The organism is Mycobacterium hackensackense (assembly GCF_025822555.1).
Taxonomy (GTDB): domain Bacteria; phylum Actinomycetota; class Actinomycetes; order Mycobacteriales; family Mycobacteriaceae; genus Mycobacterium; species Mycobacterium fluoranthenivorans.
In genome coordinates, this window is the sequence record NZ_JACKUC010000032.1 from 54,177 (window position 1) to 77,006 (window position 22,830).

Sequence of the window (22,830 nt, forward strand, 5' to 3'; positions counted from 1 at the left end):
CGAGCATGAAGCTCACCCACAAGGAAGCTGTCAACCGCGAGAAGGACATCCAGGATGAACTGGAGCGTCTGAAGAACAAGAAGGACAAGACCCCCGAGGACATGGCCGCAGTTCAGCCGCTGCTCACCGAGTTCCGTGAGGTGCACCAGCACCGCCTGGACCTCGAGCACGACGCCGCGCTGTCCGAGATCCGCGCCGCGTCCGGCGTCGGCGTGGCTACCTCCACGCCGACGGACGAGGCGGCCCGCATCGACGGCCGACCCAACGGCGACATCGACATCGTCGACCAGAAGCGCTTCGGTGCACCGGAGCTCGTCGGCAAGTACCGCGACCCGTGGGACATCTCCGAGATGCGCATGGGCTACGGCGACAGCGCCGCGTCCGAGCTGCGGGCCCGTGCCAAGGGTGCTGTGGAGCGGATGGAGTTCGCCGACGACAAGGTCCGCGAGGTCTGCACCCGCTACATCGAGCGCGACGCCGACGAGCTCACCCCGGTCGCCCGACTGGTGCTGGCCACTACGTCGCCGGCGTACTCGAAGGCGTTCATCAAGCTCGTCCGGTCCCGCGGCAACACCGCGGTGCTGAATGACGAAGAGCGCGAGGCCTACACCCGCGCGATGGGCCTGACGGACAACCAGGGCGGCTTCATGGTTCCCATGCAGCTGGATCCGACGATCATCATCACCGCCAACGGATCGTTCAACGAGGTCCGGCAGATCGCCCGGGTGGTGCAGGCCACCGGCGACGTCTGGAAGGGCATCTCTACGGCCGGCGTGACCGGCTCGTGGGACGGTGAGGGCGAAGAGGTCTCCGACGACGCTCCGACCCTGGATCAGCCCGAGATCCCGATCCACAAGCTGCAGATCTTCGTGCCGTTCTCGCATGAGCTGCAGATGGACGCTCCCGGCCTGGCCGACGAAATCTCGAAGATGATCGCCTTCGAGAAGGAGGTCAAGGAGTCCATCGCGTTCGTCACCGGCTCGGGCAGCGGTCAGCCGACCGGCATCATCACCGCCCTCACCGGCACCGCCTCGGTCGTGCCGTCGACGACTACCGACACGTTCGCCGTCGGCGACGTGCACAACCTGGACGCAGCCCTGCCGCAGCGCTACGCGTTCAATGCGTCCTGGCTGGCTCACCGCGGCATCTACGCCAAGATGCGCCAGTTCGACACCAACGGCGGCGCGTCGCTGTGGGGTCAGCTGGCCGAAGGCCGCAAGCGGGAACTGCTCGGGCGCCCCGACTACGTCGCCGAAGCCATGGACGGAGTCATCAACGCGGGCCAGGACAACATCGTCCTCGCCTACGGCGACTTCCAGAACTACGTCGTGGCCGATCGTTTGGGCACCACACTCAGTTACATCCCCCAGCTCTTCGGTCCCAACGGCCGCCCGGTTGGCAAGGCCGGTTGGCACGCGTGGATCCGAGTTGGCGCAGATAGCGTGAATGACTCGGCTTTCCGCGCTCTCAATGTGACCTGAGAGCAGCTGTAACACAACAGAATACGTCCGCCGCTGATCACGGTGGAAAGGGTGCCCCCAGATTCCCAGAGGTCTGGGGGCACCCGCATCTCTGGAAGGAACTGAGTGCCACAATGGCTGTCAGAAACCTGGTGTGTTCCGAATGCAAATCGCCATTTCAGCAAACGATTGGCCGCGGCCGGATAGCGATCGTTTGTTCACCGAAATGCAAGATCGACCGCATTAACCGGCGCGAGCGCGAGACTTACCAGCCCATATCTGCGCGGCGGAGAAACGGCGCCAATACGGTCTGTGAAATCGCTGACTGCGACAAAGAAGCCCGAGCTGACGGCATGTGCCGGATGCATCGGAGACGTTTTCTGCAGACAGGCTCGGCTGGTCCAGCCGATCACCTATTGCGCGTCTGCCGTGTAGAAGGATGCGACGAGCCGCGGCTGTCCCGCGGGTATTGCAACATGCACTACCTCCGGGTGATGGCCGATGGTGACCCCGGAGAGCCGGAGCGCCGGAAAGCCAGGAACGGCAGTGGAAGCAAGACCCGCGGTTATCGGACAGTCACCCTGCCCGACGGGCGGCGCATCTTGGAGCACCGCTACGTGATGCAGCAACACTTGGGTCGGCCGCTCGCTTCATTCGAAAATGTGCACCACAAGAACGGGATTCGGAGCGATAACCGGATCGCCAACCTCGAACTGTGGGTGAAGCCCCAGCTCGCTGGCCAACGCGTTGAAGACCTCGTCCAATTCGTCGTCGACGCCTACCCCGAATACGTCACGGCCGCGCTAAATGGCAGGCCGTACCTGTTCGCCCTTGAGGGCGGGAAAGAAGCGTGACGATGAGCTACCGCTGCATCAATGCATTCGAGTTCGACCGGAGGATCTATCCAGGCGGAGTACTGGTCGCGGACGAGGACCCGATCTTGAAGACCCACCGTCCGCACTTCGCGAAGGTGGAAGACATCCCGTTCGGGTTCGCCCATACGGAGACGGCGACAGCCGCGCCGGGCGAACGGCGCACCCCGCAACTGCCCGGCGGCGACGCTGAGGCTTGGTTGGCGGCCGAGAAGCGCTACGAGGAAGACGTCCAGGCCTGGCTGCTGGCCGAGGAAGAACACCAGACCGCCGTCGCTGCCGCGGCCCATACAGAGTCCACAAATCAGGCGGGGAACGAAGACGCGGCCGCGCGCCGTACCGGTCCCCGTCGGCCCCGGGGCCAGGAAGGAAAGAACTGATGCGAACCCTCTACAACCAAGTCCTACCGCGCCTCGCGCTGGCATCCGGAGCTCTGGCCGCCAACGCCACCGCCAACGGTGCCACGATCGACCTGGGAGTGTTCAAGAACAACTTCCGGACTGCGTTGTTCGTTGTGACCGCAGGAACCGTCACCGATGGCACGCACACCGTCCGACTTCAGCACTCCGACAACGGCACCGACTGGACCGATGTCCCGGCCGACCGTGTGCAAGGCGGTCCCGTCGTCTTCGACAACACGAAGAGCGACAGCGTCGCCCAGCTCGGCTACATCGTCCAACAGCAGCGCTACGTTCGCCTCAAGGTCACCTCGGCGACAGTCACCACCGGCGGCGTGTTCTCGGCCCTCGCGCTGCTGGCCGCAGGCTCCACCACCCCGCCGGCCCGGGCGTAACTGCCTGATGGCTGCACTGAGCGTGGCCGACGTCGAGACCTACACCAAGGGTCGGCTCCAGGCGTCGGATCCCGAAGTGCAGCGACTGTTCGAAGCGGCTCTGCGTGCCGCCCGCAACTACTGCGGGTGGCACGTCACGCCCGTCGTCGACGACGAGGTGCTGGAGCTGGACGGCCCGGGCGGGCGTGTGCTGGCCCTGCCGACACGCAAGGTTATTGACCTCGCGATCGTTGAAGACGGCGTCACCGTTGACGTGGCCAACCAGTGCCGGGTGTCGAAGTCCATGGGGCTCGTGCGTAAGCGGTCCCGCGGCTGTTGGACCGGCGAGTATGGCGCGATCACCGTCACGATGACCCACGGCCACGAGACCGCCCCCGATTTCGACCTCGCGGTGCTCAAGTGTGTCGATGCCGTCGCGCTGAGCGTTGGAATATCAACGCAGGCGCGGGGTTCCGGTGGCAAGTTGACGAAGAAGCGCGTCGATGACGTCGAATACAACTGGTCTGACCGTGACGTCGAGGAAGCCCTCGACACGTCGTGGCTGGATTCCTACCGCCGCATCATTTTCACCTGATTCAAGGAGACCCCTGATGAACCGTCAGGCTGTGGAACTCATTGCCGAAGCATTCAAGACCGGGCTGCCGCACCCCGGCGACGAGAGAACGGCGGCCCATTTCATTCCGATGCCGGGGTTCCGGGACACCGGGATGAGTGATGAGCAGGCCCGGGATTTCATCGGTTCCGCGGCGACTGTCGCGGCCGAGGCGATCACGCATCTCATCGAGACCAACTTCGACCTCATCGCGAAGGGTGAGGCTGCTCAGCTCCGGCAGGCGGCCGCGGCGCCCCCCGAGGGAGTCCGCATCATCCACGTCCATCCTGGTGCCCTGCATGAGCCGGCGGTGCTGTCGCTGACGGTCGGCAACACCGATCACGTGGTTGTTCCGCGCAGTGCCCTCGCAGCGGCGGGCGTCGGCGAATGAGCCACTTCCGGATGATCGTCGACGGCGCAACGGTGATGGATGCCGACGTCAACCCGCGGCGCGGTGAGCTCCCCGGCATCGAGGAACTCAAGGCGTCGTTGCAGAGGGGCGCCAACGGTCAGTTTCAGCCGTGGGCGGTGTGCGCCATTCAGGCACTGGCTCTTTCGCTGCAGCCGATGCTGATGGGCAAGGAAGTCGGTGACGTGACGATCACCGTTACCACCCGGCAGGGCGGCTGGGCATTGGATGTGGCGTCGAGTTGACCGCTCCGCTGGAGTCGTTCGGTGGCCAGGTCGTCACGGTGGTCTCCCGAGTGAACACCGGCACTCGCGGCCGAGTAGGAACCCTCCAGCAGACGCCGTCCCCGGTTGATGTGCCTGGCTGTCGCCACCGGCCGCTGAGCGTCAAAGAGACGGCCGAATACGACCTCGACACGTCGACCCAGGTGTGGAAGACCACCGCGCCGCCCGTGGCCGCGGTAACCGAATTGAAGGTCGACGGCGAACTCCTGGTCGATGAGAAGGCCTTCAAAGTGGTTGCGGGCCCGCAGGTTTTTGTAGACATGGACGGAAACCCGTTCAAGGTAACGATTCTCTCGATAAGGCAGGTGACCTAAATGGCCCAGTACACGATCGTGAAGGAATGCGCGTTCACCCAGGACGGTAAGGGTGTGCACCACACGGAGCCCGGTGCGGTGGTGGAGCTCGATGAGGCGACCGCCGCCGAGCTGGGCGACGCGGTGGAGGTCGTCGACGACGATGACGACGTGATGGGGTTCGACCCGGCGCCGGATCCCGATCCGAAGACCGAAGACAAGTCGCCGGCGAAGACGCACGCCGGCGGCACCGGTGGCGGTGCGCAGAAGCCGGCGGGCACCAGCGGCAAGCCGGAAGGCGATGTCGACAAGTAGCCGCGAGATCGCCGCGGAGATTGAGGCGAAAGTCCGCGCGGCTGGGGAAGTCCGAGTGCAATCGAAGGAATTCGCCGAGAAGATCCGCGACGAGGTGCGCGCCGAAACCCCCAAGCGGACAGCGGAAGCCGCGGCGTCGATCCATGTGGAGAAGCGCAAGGATCGCAAAGGGCTTCCCCACTGGTGGGTGGGGACCCGGCTCTGGTATTTCCACTTCATCGAAGATGGCACCGGGCCCGACAATCCGGATTCAAAGTCTCCGTTCGGCCCGGACACCCCGACGCCGGCGTTCGCGCCGTTCGGGAAGGTCGCTCACCGTCACGGCGGCACCATGGACAACGGCGTCGAGGGGGATGTGTGAGCGCAGCTGACGAGGCCCCGGACGACGTCGAAGAGGCACTGACCGCATACCTGCAGGCTTTGCGGACCACCGCGATCACTCGCCGCCCGGGCGAACCGATGGGCCCCAACCCGTCCTCCGGCGATCCTCTGCCGATGGTGCTGGTGCGCAACATCACTGGCAGCGAGGTCGCGGAGTACGGATTCTCTGACCAGCTCGTCGACGTGCGCACGATGTGCCTCAAGTCCGAGGGCGAAGACCAGGCCATAGACGACTGCGCGGACACCCACGCGTGGATGCTCAACCTGGCCATCAACCAGGAAGACATCGTCCTGCAGAGCGGGCGCATCGTGAACTTCGACTACGTGTCGGTATTCGAGTCACCGCATTGGATCAAGTTCGACAACGACCTGATCATCGGGAAGTTGGCCAAGTACTCGGTCGGCCTCTCCTACGTCAAACGGTAACTGAAACAACCAATCTCACCCTTCCCGGCCTGGGCGGGGTGCGCGGCGCGCTGCCGCAAAAACGCCGGAACCACTCCGGTTCACCATCCGAAAGGGAAGCAACATGGCTCAACCGGCTACCGGCGTCAGTCTCATCGACTCGGCGCTGGCGCGCTTCAACGCCCTGCGTGTCCGTCGTGGCGGCAAGTGGTCGCTGCTCGCCCGTGACTACCACGGCCTGGCCACCAACATCAGCCCCGGCGGCGACTTTGTGTCGCCGATGGCCGAGGACGGGCAGTGGCGCGACGACCTGCTCGCCGTGCTCACCTTGCCCAACGGCAAGCAGGTGTACAACCCGGTCCCGAACCTGGGTTTCCACAAGATCGGCTGCGCCAGCCCCGACGGTTTCGTGCAGGAGCACGACACCAAGATGGACGCGCTGGAGATCCTGCAGTCCATCGACCCGGCCCGCGTCGACATGACCTCGCGAGAGAAGAAGGTCACCTTCACCGGTTTCGAGAACAACCGCGTGATGCACCGGCTGCACAACAACCTGCCTCTGGCCAACATCCTGCACCCGTCGAAGGCGGGCAAGACGTACGTGGTCGAGGAGAACGACGAGATCGACTTCATCGAGCGGCAGTTCATCCTCATCCACGAGGACAAGGCCGCGGGTCTGATCGAGCGGACGGCGTTCGGTCTGTCCCGAGTGGTCCGGTCGAACCAGGGGAAGTTCTCGGGCAGCAAGACGGACCCGACCTCCGGCGAGTTGTCGTTCACGCGTCTCATCGACCCGAACTTCATTGGTACCAAGGGTCAGCCGCTGATCTCGTGCATGTGGGTCTCAGGCGCGGCGTGGGACGAGTACGACACCCCGGGGCTGTCGTTCGTGCCCCCGGCTCCGGTGGGCTCGCCGCTCACCGCCACCACCGCCGAGTTGGAGTTCGAGAAGCCCATCGGCGGTGTCTCGCCGTTCACGTACGCGGTGCAGAAGTCGGCCAACGCCAACATGACGTCGCCGTCCAGCGTGACGGTGGGCACCACCGGCGTCGCCGACGACATCGTCACCCTGGGTCTGACCGGGCTGACCACGGCAACCACCTCGTTCCTGCAGGTGACCGTGACCGACGCCGAAGGTGACACCGCGGTGTCGGCCGTGTCGAACTCGGTGACGCAGCCCTAGTTGATCGTCTCCGGCGGGCGGGTGTTCCTCGGCTACCGCCCGCCGGAGGCTTCCACCATCAGCCGAGGGGTAGTCGAGGACAAGCAGCATGGCCGAGGACCAGGACAAGAACGCCCAGGACCAGGCGGACGCGAACAATTCGTTCGCTCGGTCCGCCACCATCACCACCGAAGAGAACGTCACGTTCACGGTGCGGAATCCGTTGTTCTTCAACGCAAAGCAGCTCACCGCATACCACAAGCTGCACCATCGGATGAACCAGTGCGACCGCTGGCCGGACACTGAACAGCCCGAGCGTCGGGTGTTCACCCAGCAGCCTGACGGCACGAAGATCGAAAGTTACACCGGCGCTCATGTGGTTCGCGGTGACTACATCGAGCCGTACCAGGAGACCGGCGAGGACGGGATCACCCACCTGGTCGATCCGCCGTACGAGATTCAGGTCTGCCAGATCGTCCTGGGTGACAAGTACCAAGAGTTCGAAGACGCGGGCGGATCCCCGGGCGAGCTCGTGCAGCTGCTCAAGGACCTCCGTAGCGGCCTGGTGAAGCGGGCTGATGCGGACGACAAAAGTGTGGGAAGCGCAAGCGTTCTGGCGGCTGTTCCCACGCCGGATAGCGTCTGACCTACAAAGGTTCTTCAACCGCCGGATTGCGGAATGGCATTCCGGCGCGATGTCGTCATTTGAGCTTCTGGAGCTGTTCGGGGTAACCACCGAAGAGGATCACGAGGCAGAGACGCGCACTATCACAATCGAATTCGCTCCGGAGGATGGAGCCGTCGCTGCAGCGATACGCGACGGCGAGCGACCGGAGTGGAAGAAGATGCTCGCCCAGTCGGCGAACATCGCGGCGCTGTTCCGCTCGGCGAAATTCCCCAACGCGGACACCGACGAATACGGCGAGCAGTTCTTCCTGCCTGTCAGTCGAATCAACCAAATCATCGCGGATCGCAAGGCCATCGAGGCCGGCGATGGCGTGATCTTGTTCCCGGGAGAGGCGGTGTAGACGTTGGCCGAATCAGACAGCTGCTCCATCGGGCAATGCAATCGCGCTTTCTACTCCCGGAAGGGCGATCCCAACGGTCTGTGTCGGCATCACCACGGGCTCCTACGCAGGTTCGGCACGACCGACGCTGGATACCGAGACATGTTCGACGAGCTGGTCGACAAGTCGGCGGGAGAGGACGGTTGCTGGCCGTGGATGGGCGGTACCCAAGAAAAGGGGTACGGCGTCTATCACACACTCGCGCAAGCGATTCCTGGTAGCCCGACTCATGCGCACCGCATCGCTTACGAGTTCGAGTACGGATCGATTCCTGCGGGGATGGAAGTGGATCATCGTTGCTTCGTCACCGCTTGCGTGAATCCGCATCACCTGAGGTTGGTTACCTCGAAGCAGAACAAGGAGAACCGCCAAGGCGCCCACGGCGCCAGCGGTATCCGTGGGGTGGATCTGTACAGAAATGGCAAGTGGCGCGCGCGGCTTCGGCACCACGGTCGCGACGTCTACTTGGGCTACTTCGAGACGGCCGAACTGGCTGCGGAGGCTGTTCGGGATAAGCGTCTTGAACTATTCACCCACAGCGACATGGACCGTAAGGCCTGCTAGTGGCAATCCATTTGGACATCTTCACCCGCCTCGACGAGCGTGGTGTGCGTCGTGATGCCGACAAGGTCGAGGACACCTTCGACCGGGCAGCGGACCGGTCGGGGCGGGCGTTCGGGGAGAAGCTGGCCGGCGGCATCGAACGGTCGGTGCCGCGGGTTCAGCAGTCCGCGCAGCGCATGGAGAAGGCGGTCGATAAGGTCGCCGACGCCGTCAGTCGAGTGAGGGTTGAGCAGGCCCGCTACGACGAAGTCCAGAAGAAGTCAGACGCCACCGATCGCCAGAAGATTGAACGGTCGGAGGCTTTGGCCAAGGCCAAACGCGCTGAGGCGGCTGCGGTCCGGGCAGCGATGCGCGCACACGAGGACGACAGCAACAACATCTCACGGATGTCCACGCTCAACACCTCGCTGAGCCTGATGGGTAAGGGAACGGCGTCGCTGGCGATCGGCGCTGCGGTGCCGGCTCTGGCGGTGGTTTCGGGTGCCGCGGTCACTGCTGCTGGCTCCCTGGCCCTACTTCCCGGTGCAGCGATGGCCGCGGCCGGGGCATTCGGGACGCTCAAGATCGCGACGCTTGGATTCGGTGACGCCATGTCGTCGTTGCGGGATCCCGAGAAGTTCTCGGAAGCACTGCGATCTCTGTCGCCGAATGCGCAGCAAGCGGCGCTGTCAGTGCAATCCCTACTGCCGGCGTTCGACCGGTTGAAGAACGCCTCCCAGGATGCGCTGTTTGATGGCGTTTCTGGTCAGCTGCAAGAACTCTCGCGGACTCTGATGCCGACGATTGAGAAGATGACGACCCAGTTGTCGTCATCGTTCAACGAGATGTTCATGGGCATCACCGACCAGCTGATGTCCGGTCCGGGCCAGGCTGCGATCACCAACATCACCACGAATATCTCGAAGGCGTTCGATGCGCTGGCGCCCGCAGCCGCGCCGTTCACCCAGGCGATGGCTGACATCATGAGCGTGGGGTCGGACTTCCTGCCTGACCTGGCCCGCGCAGCGACCGACGCAGCCTTTCAGTTCAGCTCGTTCATCAACGAGGCCAAGCAATCTGGCGAACTCAAGCAGTGGATCTCTGAAGGCTTGGACGCGCTCAAAGAGGTCGGCTCGTTGATCGTCGGGCTCGGTAAGGCAGTCGGGTCGCTGGCACCCGTAGCCAAGGAAGTACTACCGGTCTTGGTGGATGCGCTGGAAGATATCTCGGGCTTACTGCGCGAACACCCCGGACTTGTGTGGGGTGTCGTCGGAGCCTTCGGAGCATGGAAGACCATCCAGGGCGTCGCCGCGCTGACCACGTCACTTCAGACGATCAGCACTCTTCTGGGAGTGGGCCTTCCGGCTGCGGCTACGACGGGCGCAACCGGGATCACTGCGGCGCTGGCGAAGGTCTCGGTGCCCACGTGGCTGACATTCCTCACCAAGTGGGGCGGTGCAATGGGCGTCGGGCTGCAGTCCGACGTCAAGGATTCCACCGAGGTCGGACTGCCAGAGGTCAAATACGACGACCAGGGCCGGCCGTACCTCCCTGGCAGTAGATTCGACCCGTCCAAGCCGCAGCCGAACACCTGGGACCCGAACGCGGTGGTCCCCGGCGGCGGGAACGGCCCACACGGCCCTACCGGCCGGCGACTCGTCGGACCCGGTGCGCCATTCACGTTGACGCAGCCCGCGGAACCGGGCATGTGGTGGCCCGGCTACGGGAAGAGCGGGCAGCGCGGCGGCGGGTTCTTCTCCACCGACACCGGCGGCGGTGCTGGGGGTCCGAAGCTGCCCGACGCGCCTGTACTGCCGTACAGCCCACCGCTAAGCACAGCACCCACCGCGGCGCTGGCATCCGCCGAGAACTCGCTGTATGACGCGCAGTTCAAGGTGGAGGAGAAGAAGGCCCGGCTCAATCAGCTGGAGGCATCGAACGCAGCTACTGCCAACGATATTCAGGATGCGCGCAACGACGTCGCCCGGGCCGAGCAGGACCGCCACGAAGCTGAGATGCGGCTCAACGAGGCCCGGCAGACGGCCACGCAGAAGGGCATCAAGCAGCTCAACGGAATGGCCGACCAGCTCGGCGATATCGGCGCCAAGCTCGACCAGGACTTCGGCCTCTCCAAGGGCCTGCCCGGTCTGGCCGAGAACCTGTTCAAGTTCGTAGCCAACCTGGCCGCCGCACCGCTCCTCGGACAGCTCGGCGCCATCTCTGCGATGAACCCCTCGCAGGGCGGCTACGGTGCGCTGGGCATCCTCGGGGCCCAGGGCGCGTTCGGCCCGCAGTACACCGGGCTGCCGCAGCAGAGCGTCTACGGTTACGCGGCGTCTGCGATGGGGCCCGCGGCTGTCGGCAACCCGAACGTCGCGTCGATGATGGCGCTCGCTCAGTCAGCCTCCGGGAAGACGGCCTACGCGCCGGCTTCGGATCTCGTCAACGGTCTCGCGGACTGCTCTGGGTCGATCTCGGACCTCGTCGAGATGCTGCGCAGCGGACAGACCACACCCGGGCGCCTGTTCACGACCGCCAACTTCGGCAGCGACGCCGAGGCCGCGAAGGTTGGGGCCCTGCCCGGCTTCCAGCCGGGGGCGCTAAACGTCGGAGTGACCCCGTACGGCCCCGGCGCGCACATGGCAGCCACTCTGCCCAACGGGGTGAACTTCGAAGGCGGCGGCGGTACTGGGGGCGGCGCCCAGTACGGCGGATCCGCGGCCGGCGCGCTGGACCGGCAGTTCCAGAAGCAGTACTACTTCCCGCTGGGTCCGACCGCCGGCCCCGCCGCGTCTGCCTCCCCGACGACCGTCACACCGGCGGACATCTACGGACCCGCGAATACGAACCCTGGGCTGAACAACCCCGGCTCGCCCGGCTGGGGCACCCCCGGTATCCCGTCGACAATCCTGCCCGGCGGGGGTGGCCAGGGCCCGGTTCTCGGCGCGAACCCGATGGGGCCCGGTGTCGGCGCCGCAGCGGGCACCCCGCTCGGTGGTCTTCCGCCGGTCAACGGTTCTGGTGGTGGCGGCGTCGGTATCTCCGGTGACGGTGCGATCGGTATGGCGATGCAGGCCGGTGGCATGGCGCTGGACATGATGGCCCCCGGCGCTGGTCAGGCGGCCCAGACCGGTATGAAGCTGATCAACCGCGCGATCGAATTCGGTTCTCAGGCAGCGGGTATCGGCGTCAGCGGCCTGATGGAGACTCTCCTGCCGACGGGCGGGTCGCAGCTGGCGAATTCGAGTTGGTTCACCAAGATCGCTGGCGGCATTGCGGGAGCGGGAATGGCGCTGCCGAATACGGCTGGCCAGTCTGCCGCGGCGATGGCGGGCAAGCCGGATCAGTCGCCGGTCGACCCTGCTGCAGGCGGGGCTGGAGGAAACACCTACCAGACGACGATCAACGCCGGCGCCGATCGCTCCGGAGCTGGCATCGCCCGCGACTGGGACTACCACATGCGCACGCAGGGCGCGGCTCCGGGAATGTGAGGCATCTGTGACGCTGCCGTGGAACCTGCCGTTTGATCTCGGGGGCACCTACCAGCCCGACGGCATCCGTTACCCCGCAACGAAAATCACTGCTGCTGGTTGGTGGATGCTGGCCACGGGTCGCCGGCCCCTGATGCAACTGAAGGCTTACGACGGCAGTGTCACTTGGCAGCTGTTGGGTGGTCTGGCGCCTCCATACAACGATCCGACGGCCCCGGAGGCTGCCGAGCTGAAGACGCTCAAGGGTCTGATCCCGCCGTGGAAGCACATTCAGCAGAAGGGTGCGACACAGGACGGTGTCACGCACATCGATGCCTTGTATGACCCGTGCGAGGTCGAGATGGTCGTCGAGTGCGTCGGCAAGGGGTGGGCGAGCAAGTCGAAGGTGGTGCGTGACCTCATTGCGTCGATCGACGCCAAAGAGCAGTCCGAGCTCGGATTCTTCGACAAGGCGAACGGCTACTGGTGGTCTAACGTGCGCTGGTACCAGGGCGCACCCTCGGATGCGTTGGACGTCGTGCACAACGGGCAGCCGTTGTCACTACGCCTGCAGGCCGACGATGCGCTCTGGCGGACCTACGACCACACGTCCTCGTTCGGCTTCGCCTACGCCACCATGGCCGAGGAATTCGACGTCGACTACGAAGACGATCTGGGCCCGTTGTGGCCGCAGTACTACACCGGCAGCGGTGAGGGGTACGCCTACACCCACGGCGGCATGGCGAAGTGGTCCGACGACCCGGACCGGTTCTTCCTCACCGGGACGCGCCGCGTCGTCGCCGGCCCGTTCCGGAACTACGAGACCAGCACCGACGACTTCGCGGTGCACGTGGTATTCGACAACACCCCGGAGTACTCGCCCGGCAAGGGCGCCGCAAATGACATCTGGGCCCGGATGGGCAAGAAGCACGATGGCACCTGGGACGGCAACGGGATCCGTGCCCGGGTCGGCTGGGGCTACGTCAAGATCTCCGTCTTCCGGGACTACGTCGAGACGGTTCTGAAGCAGGAGTTCGAGCTGTGGCCGCCGATCGTCAACGAGCGGTGGACCCTGTGGTGCGAGGGCCGCACGTTCTCGCTGCGGCGCACCAACGGCTCCGGCGAGCACACCGTGCTGTCGGTCACCGAGACCGGGACGAATTCCCGTAAGGGTGCTGACTACCGCAACGTCGGGTTCGGGATGCAGGCCGGCGGTGCGCTCATCACCCAAGCCACGCCGGCCCGCGTGCGCTCCGTCTGGACCACGTCGTTGGTCGAAGGCGTCATGCTGTTCCAGCAGATCGAGGACTTCGACTTCACCACCACGACCGGGCTGGGCGAGAACTGGCCGCTGCGGTACTCCGGTGTCAACGACGCCTACGTCAAAGCCAACGGCTCGGCCGCGGTCTGGATTGATAACGCCGGGACCGACACCCAGGAAGTGGTGAACGGCCCGTACCGCAATCCGGCGACCGGTGCGACGTTCGTGACGGCCACCGACAACCAGGTCGTCGGCATGCGGTTCGTGCGGATGCAGGAATGGTCGTTCCCGTCCGGGGCGGGCAACGATCTGTGGGCGCGCATGGGATTCAATCCCGACGGATCGTGGAATGGCAACGGGATTCGTCTGCGACTCGAGAACAACATCATGAAGCTGTCGCGCTTCAACAACTTCGTCCAGACGGTGATGAAGACGCAGGTCTTCCTGGTCCCGCCGCTGCCCAAGGATAAGTGGATTCTGATCGCCGGATATGAGGGCAACCCACGGCTGTTCAAGGTGGTCCGCAACGGCGTCACGGTGTTGTCGCACAAGGAGGTCGGTACAGGATCTGCGCTGGGCGCGGCGTTCCGTGGTGTCGGGTTCGGCATGCAGGCCGGCGGTGCGCTCATCACCCAGGCAACCCCGGGATTCATCGGCGGGGTGTGGGCCGGGGACAACTCAACGGTGTCGCAGGAAGGGTTCCTGGAGCGCGTCAACATCGGCGACCAGCCCATGTATGACGACTACACCCTGTTTGGGCCGGGCATGTTCAAGATCTACGACGGGCCCGGATCAACGGACTTCGTGCAGTTCGGTCCGCTGCTGGAGAACCAGATCGTGTTCCTGCGCACCGACCCACGCTCGAACACCACGCTGGTTCAGGACCTTACGGTCGTGCCGCCGTCACCGCAGGCGCTCTCGGGTTTCCAGGTCGCAATCAAGCGACTCGTATCGTTCTTCACCGGCCGCTCAGCATTGTCGAATCAGGTCCTCAACAACTTCGGCATCAAGACACCTCAGGGCAATCTCTACAAGTACCTCGACGGCCGGTTCTCCGATAACTCGGCGATTCCGCCGAAGTCGCCAGGTAACAAGGCCAAGCCGTACTACGTGAAGGTTGCGATCGACGACGGTAACGCCGACTCGTCGATCATCGCCTGCGGCACACCGAAACGGCGTTACCCGCTGTAATGGCAGCCACTTTCACCCCGTACCGAGCTTCGCGGTACGGGGATCTGAAGGCGCGCTGGTGACGACGTACGAGGAAGCCCGACAGCAGGCGCTGTGGGAGAAGGCCCTGCAGACGGGCAACCCGAACGAGATCGCCCGCGTGGCAAGAGCGCTCACCGAGGCGAAGTCGAAGGTCGATGTCGACTTCCGGTTCACCGTGTGCGACAAGCTTTGGTCGCCGATGGGTTCGATCGGGTCGGACCTGATGGAGGCGTCGGGCACCGACCCGCGTAACGACGCCCCCACCGGCCGGATCGTACTCAAGGGCAGCTCACCGATGGTGCCGCTGTTTATGGACTGCCGCAAAACCATGGTCGGGGTCATCGTCGAGACATCCGGTCTGCGGTACGCGTTCTACACCAAGAGCCACTCCTACGAGTACAAGGAGGGCGACTGGACAGGAACCGTTGAGATGCGCGGCATCTGGGACATCCTGAACTACTACGTGATCTGGCCGTCGTGGTGGCTCCCCATTCAGGCCCAGCCGTTTTCGCACGCCGTCTTCATCTGGGCCATGCGGACCGCGATCGAGAACATGGTCGCCGAGACCAGCTTCCGTATCCAGTCAGGCTGGCTGGAGTTCATCAACAACGGACTGTCCCTGAACGCGGACGTGCGGACGTGGTTCGGCACGATGCTGCAGGGCCTCAAGCGCTACGGGCTGTCACCGGCGACATTCGGGAAGATCCTGCGCACACCGACATTCGTGTCACGCACCAATCCGTTCCTCGACGGATCGCCGATGCTGGCACGCACCGTCCGGATGGAAACCTGCGGCGCGGTAATCAAGGACGTCACCCGTCCGTACGGTGTCGACACCGCCATGGACTTGTGGTTGCCGGGCGACCCGCAACCAGACCGGTATGCGAACCTCACCGATCCGACGTATGTGTTCAAAACCTATGACCGAAGCCAGATCACTGGTCCCACGAAGACTGTTCTGGACTCGGTTCTGCGCACAGTCATCGACCTCGGTGGTTCGCTGGGCGGGATCTTCGCACCGATAGCCCGCCAGATTCCCGGCATGCCGGGCCGCTTCTACAGCCCGAAGCTGGGCGTCGATTTCGAACAGCCGTACGCCTACGTCGTGGCGCCGGATCCCGGCGAGGACTCCAGCATCATTTCGGCGAAGATCACCGATTACACGCCTGAGGGTTGGCAACACATTATCGGCGGCCGTTCACCAAAGTGGTTGAACGACTTGATGAATGCCGCGTTTGCCTGGCTGATCGACTCCATCATGATTGTCGTCGGATTCACCGGCATCCCCTCGGACCTGCTTTCGGGCTTCCTCAATAATTCGTTCCTCGCGTTCCAGCTCGTGCAGCACTACGGCCGGCGCGACGAGGTCGGCCCCTACCACCCCGCGGTCGAGCGGTTCCATGCCACAGCATCTGCGCCGTACTCCGTGACCACCATGTTCGACTTCATCAACGCGCTGTTCGACTCGCAGGGCTACACCACCGCCCAGGTCGTCTTCCGCAACGGCGACCAATATGCGTTGGGGCGCGACATCTTCCGCGGCGGCCTCATGTCGATCGTGTACATGTCCCGTTCCCGGATGATCACCGACTACATCGAAAACGTCATGTGGCGCATCAGCCCTGACGAACGGGTCGTGATGGTGCAGCTCGGCGACGGCCGTCGAGACGAGGCACCCCTGGCGAAGCACCAACGATTCATCACCGCTGCGTTCGAGGCGATCAACGTCGTGACGCTCGCGCCCCAATCAGGCTAGGAGGCAACCACTATGGCGTGGCCCATCGTGCAGTGGAATGGTGTTCCCCACTATCAAGCTCAGGGCGACTTCCTGATCCCGGTCGACCCATCGACTGGGGCTGCGGTGATCATGCTCCGTGAAGACGGCGGGGTTGGTGATGGATTCTCGGCGATCGAGAAGGGTGACCCCGGATCTCCTGCGGAGCTGGTCAACCCGGTCGTCTGGAACGAGAAGGCCTGGGATGACCCGTCGCCCTTGACGGCCTCGTTCATCACGGTCCGCCCCCCGACGGCCACCGAGTCGGGGCAGTACCAGCTGGTGGCCGATACTCGTGCGGGAAAACCCGGCGATGACGGAAACACCATCCTGGACCCCGCAGACTTCGGCGGAGGGACGCCCGGGCAGACGCTGGTGATCAACACCGACGGCGATGGGTTCGAGCTCACGGCAGTCAAGATCCCTGAGGCGTTCTTCCCGGGCTCGGTCCGGAACACCCCCTCGGGCAACGTCAGCTACACGATCGGGCAGATCGCTATCCCGGCGCGGCCCTACGCCCGCCGGGTCATTGCCCACGGCGGCACCGTCGTCACCGGTGAAGGCGCAGACGTCCGGGTCGATCTGATCGCCCGTCTCAACGGTGAGACCGGCGGCAACATCATCGGCCGCTGCCCGGGTATCGCACAGACCGAACGACTCACGCTCTGGTCCGGTAAGGCGGCAGGCCTGGCCGATGACTATGACCAGCTCCCCGCGAACGCCGAGGGGACGGTATGGATCCGGCTGGAGCGCCAGGCCGGAACGACCACCTTCACCTCCACGGCCAGCACTACGCGCGTTTGGGCTGAGGTTCTGCCGCTGTGAGCACGCCCGACTGGGTCACGGCGATACCGTCGGCCCCAGTCCACGAACAGGATCAGGATCAGTTCACCCGGGCGTTCTCCCCGCAGCAGATGCTGTCGTTTGGCGCCGAGCTCATCGAGCAGTTTCTGCGCCGGGTTGTGCAGGCCGTCCGCGGTGTCTTCGTCAACGGAGTGGCGGCGTTCGATCAGCTCTTCGACTGGGCGCAAGAGCTGGCCGGGGCCGCGTTCGACGCATTCAACAAGATCGGGCGGTTGATCAGCCGCGTCGGCGGCGAGGTCATCGAGGACGTCGGCGACGCCATCAAGGGCACCGCCATCACCCTGTCGAAACTGTCGAGCGACCTGCTGCACAACACCGCTGCGGTGATCGGATCGATTCCCCAGGCGCTCGTCTCGGGCCTCAACGGTGCACTGAACGTCCTCGACCTGGGCATCAAGGCCGCGAAGTCCTTCGTGCAGCAGGTAATCGACGCGATCCTCTCCGGGCTGAAGGGCATCCCGATCATCGGCGGGTTCATCGCCGACATGCAGAAGGCCGTCAAGCAGCAGAAGGCCGACCAGCAGGCGTTCACGATCTCAGCGATCGTGTCGGACTACCGGAATCCGAAATCGAGATGCCGGTACCCGATCGCTGACGTCACCTATGACGAAGTCCTGAACAACCACATGTACGTCTTCGGGACAACCGATGACGCATCTGCTGGCACCGCTCACACCCACACCGTCGGGTCCTCGAATTCGGCGGTTGCCGCGCCCGCCGGCTGGTCAGTGAACCAGCACGAATCGCGCGGCTCATACCTGACGATCACCAACACCACCGTGCACGACACCTTCGGCGCCGTGGTGTGGAAAGACGCAGGGACGCTCAACAACGTCTACCTGGAACTCCTCAGAATCAACTCTGACGGCTCACTGGTACGCATTGCCGCCCAAGAGTTTTCGTCGTCAATCACTACGGCAACAAGGTTCTTCGAGTTCACCCTGCCCTCTCGGCTGATCGTGCAAGCTGGGGAAACCTTCGTTCTCCGGATCCGCAACTCCTCGACAGTGGCGACCACGGTCCGCGTACTCGGAATGGAACGCATCGATTCCGCCCCCGACGACGGGTTCAAGACCGTCGGGTCGACGCTGACCTCCCAAACGTCGTACACCGCGGCGCAGGCCACGACAGCCCGGGCAAATGGGAACACCCTGTGCTGGTTCATGCTCGCGGCGAAGTTCATGCCCGACGTCGACAAGCTGTTCTCAGATTCGTTCAAGTACATCGCGATTAGCGGGCAGTGGGTGCGGCAGTCTTCCACTGCCGCCTTGATCGATGTCTACGAGGAGGCGCTGGGGTACACCGGCACTCTGGACGGTGACCAGTCCGCCCTGTACATCCGGCGATGCACGCGCGACGTCAACAAGGTTGAGGCGAACCTGTACGTCAACCCCAATTCTACTGTGCGGGTTGGGTTGTTGCTGCACTGCGCTCGCGACTTCAGCCAGGTCGTGTACCTCGGCGTCAACGGGACATCCGCCAAGATCTACTCCGGACCGATCGATTTGCTCACCGAGCGTGCCTCGTTGGCCACCGGCGGTACCGGCAAGTGGTCCCTGTACTACGACGCCGCCGCCGACAAATACGTGGCCCTACTCAACGGGGCGACTGTCGGGCTGCAGTGGACCTCGGTGGGGTCAGCGGTCGCGCACGGCGAGGATTACAGGTTCGGCGGGGCGCGCATCGAATGTGCGGCGGGCGAACCGGCTGGGACAGTGGATGATTGGGAGCTTCGCGACTGGTATGTTGCCGTCCCGGCCATGGTCTTCCTGCCGCGCATGGAAGCCACCGCCGCAATGCGGGACCTTGCCCTCAGTGCCGCCGCCACCGTGTCGCTGCCACGGATGGAAGCCACCGCGGGCATGGCCGACCTCGCGATCTCCGCCGGCGCAGTGATCGACCTCCCGCGGATGGAAGCGGCCGCCTCGATGGCCGCCATCAACGTCTCCGACAACACGGAGTTCCCGTACGCCTTCGGATTCGAGCTCGGATAGGAATGCCATGGCGCTGAAAGAGAATTGGGCTGCAGGCGAAGTCTTCTCCCACACGGACGCGAACGACGTGGCACACGCGATCAATCGCCAATTCACCGTGGTCGAATACAACACAAACACCGGCGGCGTCACCGACATCGACGTCCCATTAGGTGTGAAGGGCTGCTACGTCACCCTCATCGGTGCTGGCGGCGGTGGTGGAAGCGGTCGATATTCGGGCGCCAACACCAACAAGTACGGAGGTGGTGGCGGCGCCGGCGGTAATGCCACCATCGACAGATTCGTCGACGCGGCGATTCTCGGCCCGAAATACACCGTCGGAGTCGGCGCGCGCGGAGTCGGTGGTGCCGCGCTCTCATCCGCTGGCGATGCGAACCCCGGCACCGCGGGCGGGGACGCCGTCTTCACATCGGGCTCTTTTACCCTGCGAGCCTCTGGCGGTGCCGGCGGCCAAGGGGGAACGGGTAGTTCGGGTCTCGGTGGTGTCAACAGCACCATGCACGGAGACCGGCTTGGTAGCAGCGGTGGAAACGGCTTCCTGGGCGCAGAGAGCAGCCCTGCGTCAGATTCGCCGGCGGTAGCAGCCGGTGGCGCCCGTGCGTGGGGCGGCGCCGCAGGTGGCGGTGGGGGTGGCGGCCAGCCGTCCGGCGGATCCTCAGCGTCGGCCGGCGGCAATGGAGGTTCGACGCCGAACGGCGCTGGCGGACTCGGTGCGTCGGCTGCGGCGGATGCAACCCAACCGGCTGCCGCCATCGCTGGACAACCAGGCGGGGGTGCGGGCGGCGGCAACATGTCTTCCACGACTTCGCGCCAGCACGGTGCCGATGGACGCGGCTACGGCTCAGGTGGCGGCGGTGGTTCATCGGGCCACACCACGACCAACGGCAACGGCTCCGGCAAGGGCGGTAACGGCGGCCTCGCATACGTACGAATCATCTGGGTTTTCTAGGAGGTACGAGTGGCGACAGCGCATTTCTATCAGGGGTACTTCCGCAGCCTGATGGCCAAAGAGATCAACATGACCGGCGACACGTTCAAGCTGATGCTCTGCGGGCAGCTGTACGTGCCGAACCAGGATGTCCATCGGTATAAGTCGTCGGTAACCGACGAGATCGTGGGCCCGGGATACACCGCCGGCGGGGCGGTGGTCACCTCGATGACCATCTCGTACGACGCCGGGGGCAACGTGCTCTCGTTCGACGGCGTGGATGTGGCATGGCCGGCGTCGACGATCTCGAACGCCTACTTTGCGGTGCTCTACGATGCCACCCCGGCCACCGACGCGAACCGGCCACTGGTGGGCTACTACGACTTCGGCGGCCCGATCAGCTCGGTGGCAGCGTCCTTCGTCGGGTCGTTCGACCCGGCCGGCATCGGCGCGGTGGCGCTCGCATGATCCCCGTCACCCGCAAAGCGGTCGAGGACCTGCCCAGCTGGCCGCTGATCGAACCGCAGGACCTCCTCACCGCCGTCACCGAGCTCAAACGGGACTACGGCTGGGACGGCACCATCGACTCCTCCAAGTGGAGCATCTGCCTGTCCTGCAGCGGGAAGAACTCCGTGAACGCCGCCCTGGGCCAGTGGCTGGTGCTCGACGGCGAGCTGCGCGTCTTCAACGGCGCCGCGGGCTTGGACATTTACGACCCATCCCAGCCGGTCGACTTCCTCCAGGACGACACCCCGGCCCAGGAACCCGCAGCGGAGCCCGAACCCGAGCCGCAGACCAGCGAAGACACCTCGGTGCCCATCACCCGCATCGTCCGATAGAGGGGCAGTAGCGCATGGCTCTCAAGAACACGTGGGTGAACGGCGAGAAGGTTCGCCCCGCCGACCTGAACGCCATCGCCACGGCAATCAACGTTGCCACGCAGGCGCTGGCCGATATCGGCGCGATCGCCGAGGTCGGTGACACCGGGCGCGATGTTCTCGAGTCTGACACTCCCGAGCAGGCGCGCGCCGCCATCGAAGCCGCGGCCGACGAGGAAGTCGTGCACCTGCTCGCCCTGGACGATGACCCCACGCTGGCGGGCAACTCGTCGAACAAGATCGCGACGCAGCGCGCGACGAAGGCGTTCGTCCTGGCGAAGATCGCCGCTCTGATCGGTGCCGCGCCGCCAGAGCTGGACACGTGGATCGAGCTGGTCGCTCAGATTCAGGCCGATCAAAGTGCCATCTCTGCACTCACCACCCTGATCGGCACAAAAGCGGACGAGTCCGACATCGCCACTGCGACAGCAGCGCTGGTCGGCGGGGCGACGAGCGCCGGGAACACGCTCAAGAAGCTCGAGGACCTGATCGCTGGGCTGAGCGCGTCTCTGGGTGGCGCCCCACCGGTGAAATTCAACACCACGACGACTGCGTGGCCGTCACGGCCGGCGGTGAGCTTCCCGATCTTCTGGATCGGCGGCGACGCACCGGATGACCGTCCTCCCGGCTATCAACCCAGCGACGTGTGGTTCCCCGCCAGCGGCGACGACATCGACCTCGGTGTCGTGCTGGAGGCGCTGCAGGGCATTTCGGCCGTGGCCAACACGATCCCGTATTTCGATGCGATCAACCACGCGGCAAATCTTGGCTTCAAAATCGCGATGTCCACGCCCGCGTTGGACACCAATGTCCTGAGCGAGAAGGCAACCAAGGACTACATCGACGCCCAGATCGCCGCGGCCGTGGCCGCACAGTCGGCCACGGCGAACAACGACCTGGGCACTTCCACCGCGCTCACGATGGCCGCCGCGCACGCGGGCAAGGTCAATTCGATGCGGCCGGCCACCGCGGCCACGCTCACAGTTCCGCTGAACTCAGTGACACCGCTGCCGCTGGGCATTCCGTTCGAGTACCTGGCCGACGGTGCGGGGCAGATCACCGTGACGAAGGGCAACGCCGCGATCACGTTCAAGTCGGCTGGCAACGCAACGAAGTCCCGGCTTCAGAATTCGTCGTTCATCCTCTGGCAACAGTCCACCGACGTCTGGTTGATCACCGGAGACATCACGACGTGAGCGTCGGTGCGATGGTCCGACGCGTAGCGGCCATTGTCGCGTCTCGGGTCACGTCGAGCCCCGTCGGCTCGGGCAGCTACCCGTCGTTCCCTTCCGTGCCAGCAGGCTCCCTGAACGTCGCCCAGACAGTCGGCGCAGGAAACGCCCAAACGGTCTCAAATACGTTGCAGGAGGGCAACTCCAGCACGACGAACGGCGGCTACAACAGCATCCTCGTTCTACCCGACACGATGTCCGTCACAACGAGTGTCACCGTCACCGTCACAGTCGGGGCGCTCAGCGTCGTAGCGAACAACCGCGGTGTAGGTCCAGGCATCTTCTCGGCTGACGGCACCAAGGGAATCTACGTCCGCATCAACTCACAGAGTTCCACTGCGGCGCTGTGCTATTGGTCGGGCGGCGTTGAAACTCAGCCCAAGACCAGCACTCAGGTCGCGACTGCGGGCGACACGATCACCATCACCGGCACCTACGGAAGTGTCACGGCGGGGTGCTGGACGTGGACCGTGAAGAAGAACGGCGGCACGGACATCGCGGCCTTCACCTGGACTGACAGCGCAAATCTCATTGACCTGCCGGGCGTGAAACCCGCTGTCGCATTCCGTCACCAGTACGCCGCCGGCCAAGCACCCAGCCGCGGCGTTGCAGCCCTTTCGTTTGCGGCCGCGTAGGAGGAC

At 64.6% G+C, this 22,830-nt stretch carries 25 protein-coding genes; all 25 read left to right on the forward strand.

The genetic code is table 11. The annotated features are described in order from the left end of the window. The first annotated feature begins 5 nt into the window (after positions 1–5). The 25 genes from H7J86_RS24580 (at position 6) to H7J86_RS24700 (ending at position 22,824) form a co-directional block, all read left to right on the forward strand. Positions 6–1,481 carry a phage major capsid protein gene (locus tag H7J86_RS24580; RefSeq protein WP_267294105.1) on the forward strand — a complete coding sequence of 492 codons (1,476 nt, stop codon included), beginning with the start codon at positions 6–8 and terminating at the stop codon, positions 1,479–1,481. A gap of 113 nt (positions 1,482–1,594) precedes the next feature. Further along, positions 1,595–2,314 carry an HNH endonuclease gene (locus tag H7J86_RS24585; RefSeq protein ID WP_267294107.1) on the forward strand — a complete coding sequence of 240 codons (720 nt, stop codon included), beginning with the start codon at positions 1,595–1,597 and terminating at the stop codon, positions 2,312–2,314. Positions 2,315–2,316: 2 nt separating this feature from the next. Continuing rightward, on the forward strand, positions 2,317–2,712 hold the full coding sequence (locus H7J86_RS24590) for a hypothetical protein (protein WP_267294109.1): 396 nt from the start codon (positions 2,317–2,319) through the stop codon (positions 2,710–2,712). Further along, positions 2,712–3,125, forward strand: a complete 414-nt coding sequence (locus H7J86_RS24595; RefSeq protein WP_267294111.1) for a hypothetical protein — start codon at positions 2,712–2,714, stop codon at positions 3,123–3,125. Before H7J86_RS24590 ends, H7J86_RS24595 begins: the two co-directional genes overlap by 1 nt. Positions 3,126–3,147: 22 nt before the next feature. Beyond that, a complete protein-coding gene (locus H7J86_RS24600) occupies positions 3,148–3,699 on the forward strand; it encodes a hypothetical protein (RefSeq protein WP_267294113.1) in 552 nt (183 codons plus the stop codon). 16 nt (positions 3,700–3,715) lie between these two features. Continuing rightward, a complete protein-coding gene (locus tag H7J86_RS24605; protein WP_267294115.1) occupies positions 3,716–4,108 on the forward strand; it encodes a hypothetical protein in 393 nt (130 codons plus the stop codon). Positions 4,109–4,119: 11 nt separating this feature from the next. Continuing rightward, positions 4,120–4,371, forward strand: coding sequence for an MFS transporter (locus tag H7J86_RS24610; protein ID WP_267294117.1), 252 nt, complete (start codon positions 4,120–4,122; stop codon positions 4,369–4,371). Next, positions 4,368–4,724, forward strand: coding sequence for a hypothetical protein (locus H7J86_RS24615; RefSeq protein WP_267294119.1), 357 nt, complete (start codon positions 4,368–4,370; stop codon positions 4,722–4,724). Before H7J86_RS24610 ends, H7J86_RS24615 begins: the two co-directional genes overlap by 4 nt. Next, positions 4,725–5,018: a hypothetical protein gene (locus tag H7J86_RS24620; protein ID WP_267294121.1), complete on the forward strand. Its 294-nt coding sequence runs from the start codon at positions 4,725–4,727 to the stop codon at positions 5,016–5,018. Between the two features lie 55 nt (positions 5,019–5,073). Then, positions 5,074–5,379 (forward strand): HK97 gp10 family phage protein, encoded by a 306-nt coding sequence (locus tag H7J86_RS24625; protein WP_267294123.1) that lies wholly within the window; start codon positions 5,074–5,076, stop codon positions 5,377–5,379. Further along, the gene (locus tag H7J86_RS24630) at positions 5,376–5,825 is read left to right on the forward strand and encodes a hypothetical protein (protein WP_267294125.1); all 450 of its coding nucleotides are present in this window, start codon (positions 5,376–5,378) and stop codon (positions 5,823–5,825) included. The genes H7J86_RS24625 and H7J86_RS24630 overlap by 4 nt, the downstream gene beginning before the upstream one ends. Positions 5,826–5,928: 103 nt before the next feature. Further along, on the forward strand, positions 5,929–6,987 hold the full coding sequence (locus H7J86_RS24635; RefSeq protein WP_267294127.1) for a hypothetical protein: 1,059 nt from the start codon (positions 5,929–5,931) through the stop codon (positions 6,985–6,987). Between the two features lie 88 nt (positions 6,988–7,075). Further along, positions 7,076–7,612: a hypothetical protein gene (locus H7J86_RS24640; protein WP_267294128.1), complete on the forward strand. Its 537-nt coding sequence runs from the start codon at positions 7,076–7,078 to the stop codon at positions 7,610–7,612. A gap of 49 nt (positions 7,613–7,661) precedes the next feature. Further along, positions 7,662–7,994, forward strand: coding sequence for a hypothetical protein (locus H7J86_RS24645; protein ID WP_267294130.1), 333 nt, complete (start codon positions 7,662–7,664; stop codon positions 7,992–7,994). Between the two features lie 141 nt (positions 7,995–8,135). Beyond that, entirely contained in the window at positions 8,136–8,597 is a 462-nt protein-coding gene (locus H7J86_RS24650; RefSeq protein WP_267294132.1) for an HNH endonuclease, read from the forward strand. Next, positions 8,597–12,067, forward strand: a complete 3,471-nt coding sequence (locus H7J86_RS24655) for a hypothetical protein (protein ID WP_267294134.1) — start codon at positions 8,597–8,599, stop codon at positions 12,065–12,067. Before H7J86_RS24650 ends, H7J86_RS24655 begins: the two co-directional genes overlap by 1 nt. 7 nt (positions 12,068–12,074) lie before the next feature. After that, on the forward strand, positions 12,075–14,498 hold the full coding sequence (locus H7J86_RS24660) for a DUF7257 domain-containing protein (RefSeq protein ID WP_267294136.1): 2,424 nt from the start codon (positions 12,075–12,077) through the stop codon (positions 14,496–14,498). Positions 14,499–14,589: 91 nt separating this feature from the next. Continuing rightward, complete coding sequence (locus tag H7J86_RS24665) at positions 14,590–16,275, forward strand: Gp37-like protein (protein ID WP_372517333.1); 1,686 nt, start codon at positions 14,590–14,592, stop codon at positions 16,273–16,275. Between the two features lie 12 nt (positions 16,276–16,287). Further along, the gene (locus H7J86_RS24670; protein WP_267294140.1) at positions 16,288–17,118 is read left to right on the forward strand and encodes a type 2 periplasmic-binding domain-containing protein; all 831 of its coding nucleotides are present in this window, start codon (positions 16,288–16,290) and stop codon (positions 17,116–17,118) included. Then, a complete protein-coding gene (locus H7J86_RS24675; protein WP_267294142.1) occupies positions 17,115–19,151 on the forward strand; it encodes a hypothetical protein in 2,037 nt (678 codons plus the stop codon). The genes H7J86_RS24670 and H7J86_RS24675 overlap by 4 nt, the downstream gene beginning before the upstream one ends. A gap of 67 nt (positions 19,152–19,218) precedes the next feature. Continuing rightward, positions 19,219–20,100 carry a hypothetical protein gene (locus H7J86_RS24680; RefSeq protein WP_267294144.1) on the forward strand — a complete coding sequence of 294 codons (882 nt, stop codon included), beginning with the start codon at positions 19,219–19,221 and terminating at the stop codon, positions 20,098–20,100. 9 nt (positions 20,101–20,109) lie between these two features. Further along, positions 20,110–20,547, forward strand: coding sequence for a hypothetical protein (locus H7J86_RS24685; protein ID WP_267294146.1), 438 nt, complete (start codon positions 20,110–20,112; stop codon positions 20,545–20,547). Then, positions 20,544–20,918 carry a hypothetical protein gene (locus H7J86_RS24690; protein ID WP_267294148.1) on the forward strand — a complete coding sequence of 125 codons (375 nt, stop codon included), beginning with the start codon at positions 20,544–20,546 and terminating at the stop codon, positions 20,916–20,918. The genes H7J86_RS24685 and H7J86_RS24690 overlap by 4 nt, the downstream gene beginning before the upstream one ends. Positions 20,919–20,932: 14 nt before the next feature. Then, on the forward strand, positions 20,933–22,153 hold the full coding sequence (locus H7J86_RS24695) for a hypothetical protein (protein WP_267294150.1): 1,221 nt from the start codon (positions 20,933–20,935) through the stop codon (positions 22,151–22,153). After that, positions 22,150–22,824: a hypothetical protein gene (locus H7J86_RS24700; RefSeq protein ID WP_267294152.1), complete on the forward strand. Its 675-nt coding sequence runs from the start codon at positions 22,150–22,152 to the stop codon at positions 22,822–22,824. Before H7J86_RS24695 ends, H7J86_RS24700 begins: the two co-directional genes overlap by 4 nt. The last annotated feature ends 6 nt before the right edge of the window (positions 22,825–22,830 follow it).

Coding starts and splice junctions, on each gene's coding strand:
- H7J86_RS24580 (WP_267294105.1), top strand. CDS start 6: ATGAAGCTCACCCACAAGGAAGCTGTCAACCGCGAGAAGGACATCCAG.
- H7J86_RS24620 (WP_267294121.1), top strand. CDS start 4,725: ATGGCCCAGTACACGATCGTGAAGGAATGCGCGTTCACCCAGGACGGT.
- H7J86_RS24650 (WP_267294132.1), top strand. CDS start 8,136: ATGTTCGACGAGCTGGTCGACAAGTCGGCGGGAGAGGACGGTTGCTGG.
- H7J86_RS24590 (WP_267294109.1), top strand. CDS start 2,317: ATGAGCTACCGCTGCATCAATGCATTCGAGTTCGACCGGAGGATCTAT.
- H7J86_RS24690 (WP_267294148.1), top strand. CDS start 20,544: ATGATCCCCGTCACCCGCAAAGCGGTCGAGGACCTGCCCAGCTGGCCG.
- H7J86_RS24645 (WP_267294130.1), top strand. CDS start 7,662: ATGTCGTCATTTGAGCTTCTGGAGCTGTTCGGGGTAACCACCGAAGAG.
- H7J86_RS24670 (WP_267294140.1), top strand. CDS start 16,288: ATGGCGTGGCCCATCGTGCAGTGGAATGGTGTTCCCCACTATCAAGCT.
- H7J86_RS24640 (WP_267294128.1), top strand. CDS start 7,076: ATGGCCGAGGACCAGGACAAGAACGCCCAGGACCAGGCGGACGCGAAC.
- H7J86_RS24695 (WP_267294150.1), top strand. CDS start 20,933: ATGGCTCTCAAGAACACGTGGGTGAACGGCGAGAAGGTTCGCCCCGCC.
- H7J86_RS24605 (WP_267294115.1), top strand. CDS start 3,716: ATGAACCGTCAGGCTGTGGAACTCATTGCCGAAGCATTCAAGACCGGG.
- H7J86_RS24585 (WP_267294107.1), top strand. CDS start 1,595: ATGGCTGTCAGAAACCTGGTGTGTTCCGAATGCAAATCGCCATTTCAG.
- H7J86_RS24595 (WP_267294111.1), top strand. CDS start 2,712: ATGCGAACCCTCTACAACCAAGTCCTACCGCGCCTCGCGCTGGCATCC.
- H7J86_RS24635 (WP_267294127.1), top strand. CDS start 5,929: ATGGCTCAACCGGCTACCGGCGTCAGTCTCATCGACTCGGCGCTGGCG.
- H7J86_RS24610 (WP_267294117.1), top strand. CDS start 4,120: ATGATCGTCGACGGCGCAACGGTGATGGATGCCGACGTCAACCCGCGG.